The following is an 11920-nucleotide window of genomic DNA, read 5'->3' as shown; positions in this document are numbered from 1 at the left end:
GACAAACAGTTACACCGTCACCTCTTCCGCCTACTGTATAAAAACCCTATACTGTATGAATTGACAGTTTTGTGGGTTTTATCATGACGGCGGAAGGCCACCTGCTTTTTTCTATTGCGTGCGCAGTATTTGCCAAAAACGCTGAACTCACCCCCGTGCTGGCACAGGGGGACTGGTGGCATATTGTCCCTTCCGCCGTATTGACCTGTCTGCTGCCCGACATTGACCATCCTAAATCTTTCCTCGGACAACGCCTGAAGTGGGTGTCGAAACCCATCGCCCGCGCGTTCGGCCACCGGGGGTTTACGCACAGCCTGCTGGCCGTGTTTGGCCTGCTGACGCTTTTTTATTTAAAAGTGCCCGAAAGCTGGATAGTCCCCGCCGATGCCATCCAGGGGATGGTGCTGGGCTATTTAAGCCATATTCTCGCCGATATGCTGACGCCTGCGGGCGTGCCGCTGCTTTGGCCCTGCCGCTGGCGCTTCCGTTTTCCCATCCTCGCACCGCAGAAAGGCAACCAGCTTGAGCGCGTATTGTGCATGGCGCTGTTTGCTTACGCCGTCTGGATGCCGCAAACATTGCCCGAAAACAGTGCAGTCCGCTGGTCATCCCAGATGATTAATTCGCTGCAATTTCAGTTCAATCGCTTTATTCATCACCAGATTGAACAGTAAACCGACAAAATCATCCCATTTGTCATAACCCATTCCATTTGGATATAAGCGCTACATCACACTTCTGCTAACCTTCCGCCAACAGGATCGGTAAAAACCGACCCAATAATAAATCAGGAGAACGGGGATGAATTTTCCACTCATCGCGAACGTCGTTGTGTTCGTTGTATTGCTATTGCTTCTCGCGCAGGCGCGCCACAAACAGTGGAGCCTGGCGAAAAAAGTGCTGGTTGGTCTGGCCATGGGTGTCGTATTTGGTCTGGCATTACAGGCAATTTATGGCTCCGATAATCCAGTTCTGAAAGACTCTATTCAGTGGTTCAACATCGTCGGTAACGGCTATGTCCAGCTGCTGCAGATGATCGTTATGCCGCTGGTGTTCGCCTCTATTCTGAGCGCCGTGGCCCGCCTGCATAACGCCACGCAGCTGGGAAAAATCAGCTTCCTGACCATTGGTACGCTGCTGTTCACCACGCTGATTGCCGCGCTGGTGGGTGTGCTGGTCACCAACCTGTTTGGCCTGACCGCAGAAGGCCTGGTTCAGGGTACCGCTGAAACGGCGCGTCTAACCGCGATTCAAACCAACTACGTTGGTAAAGTGGCTGATCTGACCGTGCCGCAGATGGTGCTCTCCTTCATTCCGAAGAACCCGTTTGCTGACCTGACCGGTGCGAGCCCAACCTCGATCATCAGCGTGGTTATTTTCGCCGCGTTCCTGGGCGTAGCGGCGCTGAAGCTGCTGAAAGACGACGCGCCAAAAGGCGAACGCGTGCTGACCGCGATTGACACCCTGCAAAGCTGGGTGATGAAGCTGGTTCGTCTGGTCATGCAGCTCACCCCTTACGGCGTGCTGGCGCTGATGACCAAAGTGGTTGCCGGCTCTAACCTGCAGGACATCATTAAGCTGGGCAGCTTCGTTGTCGCCTCTTATCTGGGCCTGGGCATTATGTTCGTGGTGCACGGCATCCTGCTGGGCGTGAACGGCGTCAGCCCGCTGAAATACTTCCGTAAAGTCTGGCCGGTACTGACCTTTGCCTTCACCAGCCGTTCCAGCGCCGCGTCTATTCCGCTGAACGTTGAAGCGCAAACCCGTCGTCTGGGCGTGCCTGAATCCATCGCCAGCTTCTCTGCCTCCTTTGGTGCCACCATTGGTCAGAACGGCTGTGCGGGTCTGTACCCGGCGATGCTGGCCGTGATGGTCGCCCCGACGGTGGGCATCAACCCGCTGGATCCGGTTTGGATTGCCACGCTGGTCGGGATTGTTACCATCAGCTCCGCAGGCGTTGCGGGCGTTGGCGGTGGCGCAACCTTCGCCGCGCTGATTGTGCTGCCAGCGCTGGGCCTGCCCGTGACGCTGGTCGCGCTGCTGATCTCCGTTGAGCCGCTGATCGACATGGGCCGTACCGCGCTGAACGTGAGCGGCTCCATGACCGCCGGTACGCTGACCAGCCAGTGGCTGAAGCAGACCGACAAAGCGATTCTGGAAAGTGAAGACGACGCCGAGCTGGCGCACCGTTAATCACGGTAGAAATAAAAAAACCGCCTGATGGCGGTTTTTTTATGGCTGTTATTCTTCAACCTCTTCATCCTGGCGGATCTGCATCGCCCACCGCTGCGCCGATTCCGGCACCGTAAACGTGGGTGAACGACGGAAGTGTTCGCCGATCAGCACAAAGGCCACATATTTCCCCCGCAGCTGCCAGACATCGCGAAAACCCTCCACTTTCAGGGCATGGTCAGGCGGCGCGGGCTCAACGCGGGGCACATAGCTAATAACCTGGCGGTTTTGTTGACGAAGAGGTTTCATAAGCGACTGGTTCACTAAAGCAAATTCTTGAAGCAGGAAAATTCTATGATAGCCGATCCTGCTGCCTTCCGTCGCGCTCCGAGTGGGTGGGATGGCTCCTTTCGCTAATGACGGCATGTGAAAACTCTTAGTTCGCGAGCCATCTCGCGACATTGTTCTATCCTTAATAGGGTTTTTAGCAATGGATAAAGGAGAAGCGTGCAATGTCGAACAAAGATAAAACACATCAATCACCGATTCATGGCACTGAGGAATCTCAACCGGGTATGGACTCTCTTGCCCCTGCTGACGGCTCTCACCGCCCCTCCCCTGGCCCTTCCGCGCCGGGCGAACAGCCTACCGCGCCGGGAAGCGTGAAATCGCCGGACACGGGAAACGAGAAGCTGAAATCGCTTGAGCCACACCGTAAAGGCGGCGAAGGTTTTGCGCTCACCACCAATCAGGGCGTGCGCATTGCTGACGATCAGAACTCCCTTCGCGCAGGCGCGCGCGGGCCAACCCTGCTGGAAGACTTCATCCTGCGGGAAAAAATCACCCATTTCGACCATGAGCGCATTCCGGAACGCATCGTTCACGCGCGCGGTTCCGCTGCGCACGGCTACTTCCAGCCATACAAGAGCCTGAAAGCGATCACCAAAGCGGATTTCCTCTCCGACCCGGATAAAATCACTCCGGTATTTGTGCGCTTCTCCACCGTACAGGGCGGCGCAGGTTCGGCAGATACGGTTCGAGATATCCGCGGCTTTGCCACCAAGTTTTATACCGAAGAGGGTATTTTCGATCTGGTGGGCAATAACACCCCAGTGTTCTTCATTCAGGACGCGCATAAATTTCCTGACTTTGTCCATGCGGTAAAACCTGAGCCCCACTGGGCCATACCGCAGGGACAAAGTGCGCACGACACCTTCTGGGACTACGTCTCCCTGCAGCCTGAAACCTTACACAACGTGATGTGGGCGATGTCAGACCGCGGCATTCCGCGCAGCTATCGCACCATGGAAGGGTTTGGCATCCACACCTTCCGTCTGATCAACGCCGAGGGTAAAGCCACGTTTGTCCGCTTCCACTGGAAGCCGGTGGCGGGTAAAGCCTCGCTGGTATGGGACGAGGCGCAGAAGCTGACCGGGCGCGATCCGGACTTCCATCGCCGCGAGCTGTGGGAATCCATTGAAGCGGGCGACTTCCCGGAATACGAACTGGGCCTGCAGCTCATACCGGAAGAGGACGAATTTAAGTTTGATTTCGATCTTCTTGACCCGACGAAGCTGATCCCGGAAGAGCTGGTGCCGGTTCAGCTGGTGGGTAAAATGGTGCTCAACCGCAACCCTGATAACTTCTTCGCTGAAAACGAACAGGTCGCGTTCCACCCTGGGCATATCGTACCGGGGCTGGATTTCACCAACGATCCGCTCTTGCAGGGACGTTTGTTCTCGTACACCGATACGCAGATCAGCCGTCTCGGCGGGCCGAACTTCCACGAAATTCCGATTAACCGCCCAACCTGCCCGTACCACAACTTCCAGCGCGACGGGATGCACCGTCAGGATATTGATACCAACCCGGCTAACTATGAGCCGAACTCCATCAACGATAACTGGCCGCGGGAAACGCCGCCGGCGCCAAAACGCGGCGGATTCGAATCGTACCAGGAGCGTATCGACGGCAACAAAATTCGCGAGCGCAGCCCGTCGTTCGGCGAGTATTACGCCCACCCTCGCCTGTTCTGGAACAGCCAGACGCCGATTGAGCAACAGCACATTATCGGCGGCTTCAGCTTTGAGCTGAGTAAAGTGGTGCGTACCTACATTCGCGAGCGGGTGGTCGATCAGCTGGCGCGCATTGATATTCAGCTCGCCCAGAGCGTTGCGGATAACCTGGGTATTACGCTGACCGATGAGCAGCGCAACCTTGCGCCGCCGAAAGAGGTTAACGGCGTGAAGAAAGATCCGTCGCTGAGCCTGTATGCCGTGCCGGGTGGCTCGATTAAAGGCCGCGTGGTCGCCATCCTGCTGAACGACAAAACTCGCGCCAGCGACGTGCTGGGGATCATGCAGGCGCTGAAAACCCAGGGCGTGCATGCGAAACTGCTTTATTCCCGCATGGGGGAAGTGACCGCCGATGACGGCTCCGTGCTGCCGGTGGCGGCGACCTTTGCCGGGGCGCCATCGCTGACCGTTGACGCGGTGATTGTGCCGTGCGGGGATATAGACAGCCTGCTGACCAACGGTGACGCCGTGTATTATCTGCTGGAAGCCTACAAGCACCTGAAACCGATCGCGCTGTCCGGCGACGCGCGACGGTTTAAGGCGCAGTTGAAGGTGGCCGATCAGGGTGAGGACGGCATTGTCGAGGGCGACAACGTTGACGATGCGTTCATGACGAAGCTGTTTGATTTGCTCGCCGCGCACAGGGTGTGGTCGCGCAGCAGCAAGATTGATCAGATCCCGGCGTAAAAAATACTCTCACCCCGGTCCTCTCCCTGAAAGGGAGAGGGTTAGGGTGAGGGGGAATTTCTCACAAATCCCCGAACGTCCCCAACCGATACCCACGCTCGGCAATCGCATACTTCAGCGACGCCGACGTCAGCACGTCAAGTTCTGCCAGGCGCGGCCAGCAGTAGGCGCTTTTCCGCACGGTGTTATCGACAAAAGCAGGATGCGCCATGACCTCCAGCGACTTTTCCCCCCGCGCTGCGGAATCATCCAGCACCTTCAGGAACAGCGCTTCGTCGATCTCGTCGCCGTAAAATGCGCTGCTGAACCCCTCCGTGGTGGTCACGGCGCAGTCGGGCACGCCGCGCGCCTCCCTGTCCACGCGCATCGCCACGCCTTTGCGCTGCGCAAACTCCGCGACAATCGGGAAAATCGCCGGGATCATATGCACGTGGTGATGGCTGTCGATGTGCGTCGGCGCCTTACCAAACGCGTCAATAAAGCGGTTGAACTGACGCTCCAGCTCGCCGGCAATCTCTTCGAGCGGCAGAGCATCCTGCTCTGCCAGTTTCCAAATCCATTTGCCCAGCTGGCCGTCGCGCGTCAGGCCCGGCATTGGCGAAAGCGGCATCCCGAGCGTCAGCACAAAATGTATGCCGACGCCCAGCTCAGGTACCTCGCGGCTCAGCTGCGCCGCGTGTTCAACCGCCTCGCCATTCACCAGTGCCGTGGTAGAGGTCACAACTCCCCGGCGACAGGCTTCAATAATGCCGTAGTTCTGGCCTTTCGAGAGGCCAAAATCATCAGCATTAACGATCAGCAGGTTTTCCATTGTGCGTCCTCTTAGTGATGTTTGAACTTCAGCTTCTCGATCGTGGCGGCAAAGTTCGGCAACCATTTTTCATGCGCCAGGATCATCTCGCCGGCCAGCTGCTCCGCATCGCGGTCGGAATGCACCAGCGGGCTGAGGTTCAGCGCCAGAAGCACGTCATTGAGCTCGCCGCTCAGCGCCGCGTTGCTTGCCGCCACTTCAAAGCCTTTGATGGTGTGGATAAGGCCCATGACCTTATCATCGAAGTGGGTGATGCGTGGATGCGGTTTAGCGCCATCGCGTCCCAGGATGCAGGTCATCTCAACCGCCCAGTCCGCCGGGATATTGTCGATATGGCCGTGGTGCGGCACGTTAACATAGTGCTCCGCCTGCTTGTCGTTGTAGATGGCGTTGATCACTTCACACGCCGCATCGGAGTAGTAGGCCCCGCCGCGCTGCTCCAACTCTTTCGGTTTGACGTTCAGGTTCGGATCTTTATACAAATCGAACAGCTGCTTCTCGACCTTCTGAACGATCTGCGCGCGCGCGCCGCCCTTATAGTACTCGCCCATTTCGATGGCCAGCATCTCTTTCTGCTTGAAGTAGTAAAGCAGGTACGAGCACGGCAGCAGGTTCAGCGAGCGGATCAGCCCTTCGCTGAACGGCAGGTCAAAGATGTTTTTCACCGATGCCGCCGTCAGGCGACCGGAAGCCACGCCGTCGAGCAGTTCGGCAAAGCGCGATTTTCCGTTCACGATAACGTCTTTAATGAACACCATGTGGTTCAGGCCGAACAGGTCGATGGAGAGATCGTCACCGTCGGTCAGCGCCAGCACGTCGCGGATAAACATCTTCATACCAATAGGAATATTGCAGACGCCGATAAAGCGTTTGAAACCGGTATGACGATAGACCGCCTCGGTCACCATCCCGGCCGGGTTGGTAAAGTTAATCACCCACGCGTTCGGACAGATCTCCTGCACGTCTTTGACGATGTCGAAAATGACCGGGATGGTACGCAGGCCTTTAAACAGGCCGCCCGCGCCGTTAGTTTCCTGCCCGAGATAGCCGTGGCTCAGCGGAATACGCTCGTCCAGCTCGCGCGCCTTCAGCTGGCCGACGCGCAGCTGGGTGGTGACGAAATCCGCATCTTTCAGCGCCAGACGGCGGTCCAGGGTTTTATGCACGGTCAGAGGCACGCCCGCTTTCTCCACCATGCGCTTGCACAGGTCGAAAATAATATTCAGCTTCTCCTGACCTTCCTCCACGTCCACCAGCCATAATTCGCTGACCGGTAATTCATGGTAACGTTTCAGAAAACCTTCAAGTAATTCCGGGGTATAGCTGCTGCCGCCACCAATGGTTACGACTTTTAATTTCTTCTGCATAATATCTCCCTTAGCGTATCAGGTTAATCGCCTGCAAGTTATAGCGTACTCTTCCCGCTATTTGGGCAAGCCATTAAAGCAATATTTGTGGCGGGTAATCCGCCGAAAGTTAATTAATTACCGTTAAATTTTTCCGGTAACTGTTCGGTGTGAATGAAGTCAATTTTTTAAAGGTCTTAATAAACAGGCTGGGACTGCTGTATCCTGACTCGTACGCAATATCGGTAACAGAGTAGTTGGTAATTTCCAGCTGTTTCTTGGCAAAATTAATGCGGATTTCATTAATAATTTGCACGGGCGTTTTACGATAATAGCGCTGCGTCGCGCGGGTCAGATATTCCTGGGATTTCCCCGACAGGGACACCATATTTTCCAGCGCATTTTCGCTGAACTGGCCTTTATCGTGCATCAGCTCAACGGTGCCGCGCAGCCATTGAGGAATATCATCCGTCACCTGCTGCTCTTCACGATGGTGGCGCAGCCGGTTCATCACGTAGAAGGTCACCGTTTCAATAAACTCATCAAATTCATTGTCGCGGAAGTTAAGCGAGGCGATAACCGTTTCAATCCAGGTCATAAACTCGTTTTTGACACGATAGACCTGGGAGGCCACGAAGCAGAACGGCACCAGCGGCAGATAGTGCTTCTCAAAGAAGCGTCTGCTGACGCCCACATTCAGAATACGGGTGGCACCAAATTCGTAAAAGCTCTGGTGATAAGACCCCATCGGCAGGAAGACAAAATCCCCTCGCTCAAGCAGGACGCGCTTACCGTTGATCTCCTGGTAGTAGCGGCCGGTCAGAACAATCGTGAATTCGTAGTAGTCATGCTGGTGCAGACCACTGGCGCTCTCCGTTTTGTTGTAGATAACCACGTGAAAATTTTTGCCGTTAAACAGCTGCTGTTCAAGTGCGGTTTTAATTTCCATCGTGCTGACCTCCTGCTACTCAGTCTGACTTAGTGCATTTTCTCGTGAAGCTCAATGAGCTCCGCCACCAGCTCACGCGCCAGCATCGAGGTCATCAGGTGATCCTGCGCGTGGACCAGCACCAGGCTGACCTTCATCTTCCCTTCGCCCTGATCGCCTTCAATCAGCTTTGTCTGCACCAGGTGCGCTTCGTTCAGGGCCGTGCGGGACTGTTCCATCATGGTTTTCGCGGCGGCGAAATCCCCCTGCTTGGCCTGCTTCAGCGCGGCATAGGCCAGGCTGCGGGCCTGTCCGGAGTTGATGATAAGCCCCATCACCACTTCTTCGAGATCGTTCTCGACGGCTTCGTCCGCGACAATACTATCCAAATCTAACATTTTTAAGCTCCTTGTGGCTGGCGCGGGCTTCCCCGCGCCGGTCAATCTTAGAATTTCAGTGAGAGGGCGATATCCTCTTCGCTCTCTTCTTCATCAATAATGGTGGCTGCTTTGTTGGCAATCGCCACAAACGGCATGTACAGCAGGGTAGCAATCCCGAGGTTGAATATCGCCAGCAGGAAGGCCGCGACGCTGCCGTTGGTGTTGAAGAAGGCGCCCAGGCCCGCCGGCATGGTCCACGGCGCAATGTTGGTGACCGGTGGAATGATGCCCAGGTAATACGCCGTCAGGGTAATGGCGGCCAGCAGCGGCTGAATCAGGATGAACGGAATGAACATTACCGGGTTCATGATGATTGGCAGACCGAACAGAATCGGTTCGTTAATCTGGAAGATGCCTGATGGCAGCGCCAGCTTCGCGACCTGACGGTAGTCAGCACGACGAGAGACAATAAAGACCGCGATGATCAGACCCAAGGTCGCCCCGGTACCGCCCAGGAAGATATAGGAGTCAAGCATCGGCTTCGCCCACACATGGAAGGTTTTACCCGCTGCCAGCGCCGCGTCAACGGAGCCGTACTGCTGGTAAAGCGCAACGTTTTCCAGTGCCCAGGGGGTCATAATCCCGCTGTCCAGCGCGGCCAGTGCCAGTGAACCATGCACGCCAAAGAACCACAGCAGAGAGGTGAAAATCACATACGCCCAACCGACCACGCCACCCATCGACGCCAGCGGCGTAGAGATAGAGTCCATGATGATCTGGTGGAAGTTTGTGCCCCAGTGGGAGAGCGCCCAGGCGATAATCCCCATGATGGAGAGAATAATGAAGCCTGGAATCAACGCGGAAAATGAACGAGATACGGAAGCCGGTACGCTATCCGGCAGGCGGATAACCCAGTTGCGACGAATAATGAAGGTGAACATTTCTGCCACCACCAGGCCGATAACAATACCGGAGATGATGTTGGCCCCACCCAGCCAGTTGGCGCCAACGGCATAGGCTTCACCCACGCTGTATGGCGTCACGGTCATAAAAGCGGCGACGGATAATAACCCGGCAGCCAGCGGATCCACTTTACGCTCTTCTGCCAGCGCCATCCCAATAAAGAAAGGCGCCATCAGCGACATAATCCCCAACGTACCGTTATAGACGTTGCCGCCGATGGCTTTAAAACCATTAAGGGTTTCAATAGTGGAAGCGTCTAACCGAATTCCTAATGAATAAAAGAAGGAACCTTCACCAAAGCTCAGAAAAACGTTGTTAATTAAAACGAACATGGCCCCGGCCAGCGTCAACGGCATTAATTTAATAAAGCCGTTTTTGATGGCGTTAACGTGAGGCTGCTTTCCTATTTTAACAGCAAAAGGAAGGAGTACCTTTTCAAGTGAAGCGATGACTTTACTCATAGGAAAATACCCTTAAATGCCGTAACGCATGTTACGGCGTATTGTGTGTGAAATAACTCTTTGACGGGAAAAATAAAAATTAATTAGCAGCTTTTTTAATTGCTGCCACAGCAGCTTTAAGAACACCTAAACCATCAATCTTGCCGTACAGCCCCGAGTCGATCACTTCGACCGGTTTATTCGGTAACAGTCGTTGAATTTCGGGCAACATATAGGCAATTTGCGGCCCCAGTAAAACGACATCGGCTGTCTGGCCTTTTTCGCCCGCCAGCGTCTCTGGAAACGCTTCAATCACCACAGGGACTTCATACTTTTCAGCCTGCGCACGCATCTTAGACACCAGAAGCGACGTAGACATGCCCGCTGAGCAGAACAGGTAGATATGTTTCTTTTCCATCGTGATTTCCCTCTTGTATGACTACCTGCCATCGCGCTATCACTCGAGTTGCTGTCCCGGCAGACAGGTAGCTTGCGTACTGTTGTTTATCGTTGGAGTGAGTATACGCAATGGTACAGACAGGGGATAATTCTGGATAGGCTCAAATTGTCTCTCATTGACCTGGCTTGTTGACTCTCTTCACATTTCGGGCAAATAATTCGCGCAAAGAAATAAGATTTTCTGATGCATAAAAAAACCGGCCCATGGGCCGGTTTGTTAACATCCTCAGGAAAGCAGGGTTACTGCGCCTTAGGTGCCTGCGGATCGGTATCATATTCAGCACAGGTCTGATAGCCGGAGTTGATCACATGACCGGTATCATCCAGGGCGACGAAGTAGGTTTCTGCCTTACCATCACGTTGACCCAGGATATAGGTCTGGCAGGTCCCCTTCGCATGAATCATGGTTACTTCAGAAGAAGGTTTACCGGCAATCGCAGCCACCTGCGAACGGGTCATCCCTTTTTTAACGTCTTTTACAACGGGCTGCGTGAACTGATCCTTGGTGCGATCGTAAGCCGTACACCCTGCCAGCATAGTAAGTACCGCCGCTGCGCTAAGAATTCCTGCTACGTTCTTGTTCATATTCCGTCCTCTTGTTTATCAGCGTGTTATCTAAGCATGGGATAAAAAGTACTATTGTTCAACTTTGTGAATTACGCCAGACGAATTTCGGAAAATTCTAATAAAACAACGATAACCTGCTAAATCGGCGCAAATTAGCGCACTCGAAACTGTGATCCTTGTCGTTTCTCGCCCAAAGGGTTAGTTTTAACAGCTAACACATTCTGTTTATGTACTGCATATGGAGGGCGTGATGGCTCTGCAACAAGAGATTATTCAGGCACTGGGCGCGAAGCCTACGGTAGATGCACATGAAGAGATCCGCCGCAGCGTGGATTTTTTAAAATCGTACTTAAAAAAGAACGCGTTCCTGAAATCCCTGGTGCTGGGCATCAGCGGCGGCCAGGACTCTACCCTGACCGGTAAACTCTGCCAGATGGCGATTTCAGAGCTTCGCGAAGAGACGGGCGATGAGAAACTGCAGTTTATCGCGGTGCGTCTTCCTTATGGCGTACAGGCGGACGAGCAGGATTGCCAGGATGCGATTACCTTTATCCAGCCTGACCGCGTGCTGACCGTGAATATTAAGGGCTCGGTGCTGGCAAGCGAGCAGGCGCTTCGCGAAGCGGGCATTGAGCTGAGCGATTTTGTTCGCGGCAACGAGAAAGCCCGCGAGCGCATGAAAGCGCAGTACAGCATCGCCGGGATGACCAAAGGCGTTGTCGTCGGCACCGACCATGCGGCAGAAGCGATCACCGGTTTCTTCACCAAATACGGCGACGGCGGCACCGACATTAACCCTATCTTCCGTCTTAACAAGCGTCAGGGTAAGCAGCTGCTGGCCGCGCTGGGCTGTCCTGAGCATCTGTATAAGAAAGCGCCAACAGCGGACCTGGAAGACGATCGCCCTTCCCTGCCGGATGAAGCGGCCCTTGGCGTCACCTATGACAACATTGATGATTATCTGGAAGGCAAAAAGCTGGATGAAGGTACCGCGAAAATCATCGAAGGCTGGTATCTGAAAACCGAGCACAAGCGCCACACGCCCATTACGGTGTTTGACGATTTTTGGAAATAATAAAGCAAAACGGTAAC

The 11920-nt window shown here is 54.6% G+C and carries 12 protein-coding genes; 4 read left to right on the top strand and 8 right to left on the bottom strand.

The features are described 5' to 3' along the window. The first annotated feature begins 83 nt into the window (after window positions 1–83). Window positions 84–674 (top strand): metal-dependent hydrolase, encoded by a 591-nt coding sequence (locus tag BJ885_RS04825; protein WP_014883483.1) that lies wholly within the window; start codon window positions 84–86, stop codon window positions 672–674. 127 nt (window positions 675–801) lie between these two features. Continuing rightward, window positions 802–2193: an L-cystine transporter gene (locus BJ885_RS04820; RefSeq protein WP_029740442.1), complete on the top strand. Its 1392-nt coding sequence runs from the start codon at window positions 802–804 to the stop codon at window positions 2191–2193. Between the two features lie 48 nt (window positions 2194–2241). Here the strand turns inward: BJ885_RS04820 and cedA are convergent, their stop codons facing one another. Continuing rightward, window positions 2242–2598: a cell division activator CedA gene (gene cedA, locus BJ885_RS04815; RefSeq protein WP_074399117.1), complete on the bottom strand. Its 357-nt coding sequence runs from the start codon at window positions 2596–2598 to the stop codon at window positions 2242–2244. 86 nt (window positions 2599–2684) lie between these two features. Here cedA and katE point away from each other — a divergent pair, with 86 nt between their 5' ends. Next, the gene (gene katE / locus BJ885_RS04810; RefSeq protein WP_121931301.1) at window positions 2685–4934 is read left to right on the top strand and encodes a catalase HPII; all 2250 of its coding nucleotides are present in this window, start codon (window positions 2685–2687) and stop codon (window positions 4932–4934) included. A gap of 61 nt (window positions 4935–4995) precedes the next feature. Here the strand turns inward: katE and chbG are convergent, their stop codons facing one another. The 7 genes from chbG to osmE all read right to left on the bottom strand — a co-directional run bounded on the left by chbG (window position 4996) and on the right by osmE (window position 10846). Beyond that, window positions 4996–5745 carry a chitin disaccharide deacetylase gene (chbG, locus tag BJ885_RS04805; RefSeq protein ID WP_121931300.1) on the bottom strand — a complete coding sequence of 250 codons (750 nt, stop codon included), beginning with the start codon at window positions 5743–5745 and terminating at the stop codon, window positions 4996–4998. Window positions 5746–5756: 11 nt separating this feature from the next. Then, on the bottom strand, window positions 5757–7112 hold the full coding sequence (locus BJ885_RS04800) for a 6-phospho-beta-glucosidase (RefSeq protein ID WP_121931299.1): 1356 nt from the start codon (window positions 7110–7112) through the stop codon (window positions 5757–5759). A gap of 109 nt (window positions 7113–7221) precedes the next feature. Further along, window positions 7222–8040, bottom strand: coding sequence for a transcriptional regulator ChbR (chbR, locus tag BJ885_RS04795; protein ID WP_047648049.1), 819 nt, complete (start codon window positions 8038–8040; stop codon window positions 7222–7224). A gap of 29 nt (window positions 8041–8069) precedes the next feature. Then, window positions 8070–8417, bottom strand: coding sequence for a PTS N,N'-diacetylchitobiose transporter subunit IIA (chbA, locus tag BJ885_RS04790; RefSeq protein WP_121931298.1), 348 nt, complete (start codon window positions 8415–8417; stop codon window positions 8070–8072). A gap of 47 nt (window positions 8418–8464) precedes the next feature. Further along, window positions 8465–9823 (bottom strand): PTS N,N'-diacetylchitobiose transporter subunit IIC, encoded by a 1359-nt coding sequence (gene chbC, locus BJ885_RS04785; RefSeq protein WP_063142894.1) that lies wholly within the window; start codon window positions 9821–9823, stop codon window positions 8465–8467. 79 nt (window positions 9824–9902) lie between these two features. Next, window positions 9903–10220, bottom strand: coding sequence for a PTS N,N'-diacetylchitobiose transporter subunit IIB (gene chbB, locus BJ885_RS04780; RefSeq protein ID WP_008500676.1), 318 nt, complete (start codon window positions 10218–10220; stop codon window positions 9903–9905). Window positions 10221–10501: 281 nt separating this feature from the next. After that, window positions 10502–10846, bottom strand: coding sequence for an osmotically-inducible lipoprotein OsmE (gene osmE, locus BJ885_RS04775; protein ID WP_010430142.1), 345 nt, complete (start codon window positions 10844–10846; stop codon window positions 10502–10504). 232 nt (window positions 10847–11078) lie between these two features. Here osmE and nadE point away from each other — a divergent pair, with 232 nt between their 5' ends. After that, window positions 11079–11903 carry an ammonia-dependent NAD(+) synthetase gene (gene nadE, locus BJ885_RS04770; RefSeq protein WP_059346538.1) on the top strand — a complete coding sequence of 275 codons (825 nt, stop codon included), beginning with the start codon at window positions 11079–11081 and terminating at the stop codon, window positions 11901–11903. Window positions 11904–11920 lie beyond the last annotated feature (17 nt).

This window comes from Enterobacter sp. WP_7_1 (assembly GCF_003688535.1).
Classification (GTDB): domain Bacteria; phylum Pseudomonadota; class Gammaproteobacteria; order Enterobacterales; family Enterobacteriaceae; genus Enterobacter; species Enterobacter asburiae.
The sequence above is the reverse complement of the archived record's forward strand: the minus strand, read 5'-3'. Positions and strand labels throughout refer to the sequence as shown.

What these genes read in the sequence shown, in the direction of transcription:
- BJ885_RS04825 (WP_014883483.1), top strand. Translation starts at nt 84, where the DNA reads ATGACGGCGGAAGGCCACCTGCTTTTTTCTATTGCGTGCGCAGTATTT.
- BJ885_RS04820 (WP_029740442.1), top strand. Translation starts at nt 802, where the DNA reads ATGAATTTTCCACTCATCGCGAACGTCGTTGTGTTCGTTGTATTGCTA.
- cedA (WP_074399117.1), bottom strand. Translation starts at nt 2,598, where the DNA reads ATGCCGTCATTAGCGAAAGGAGCCATCCCACCCACTCGGAGCGCGACG.
- katE (WP_121931301.1), top strand. Translation starts at nt 2,685, where the DNA reads ATGTCGAACAAAGATAAAACACATCAATCACCGATTCATGGCACTGAG.
- chbG (WP_121931300.1), bottom strand. Translation starts at nt 5,745, where the DNA reads ATGGAAAACCTGCTGATCGTTAATGCTGATGATTTTGGCCTCTCGAAA.
- BJ885_RS04800 (WP_121931299.1), bottom strand. Translation starts at nt 7,112, where the DNA reads ATGCAGAAGAAATTAAAAGTCGTAACCATTGGTGGCGGCAGCAGCTAT.
- chbR (WP_047648049.1), bottom strand. Translation starts at nt 8,040, where the DNA reads ATGGAAATTAAAACCGCACTTGAACAGCAGCTGTTTAACGGCAAAAAT.
- chbA (WP_121931298.1), bottom strand. Translation starts at nt 8,417, where the DNA reads ATGTTAGATTTGGATAGTATTGTCGCGGACGAAGCCGTCGAGAACGAT.
- chbC (WP_063142894.1), bottom strand. Translation starts at nt 9,823, where the DNA reads ATGAGTAAAGTCATCGCTTCACTTGAAAAGGTACTCCTTCCTTTTGCT.
- chbB (WP_008500676.1), bottom strand. Translation starts at nt 10,220, where the DNA reads ATGGAAAAGAAACATATCTACCTGTTCTGCTCAGCGGGCATGTCTACG.
- osmE (WP_010430142.1), bottom strand. Translation starts at nt 10,846, where the DNA reads ATGAACAAGAACGTAGCAGGAATTCTTAGCGCAGCGGCGGTACTTACT.
- nadE (WP_059346538.1), top strand. Translation starts at nt 11,079, where the DNA reads ATGGCTCTGCAACAAGAGATTATTCAGGCACTGGGCGCGAAGCCTACG.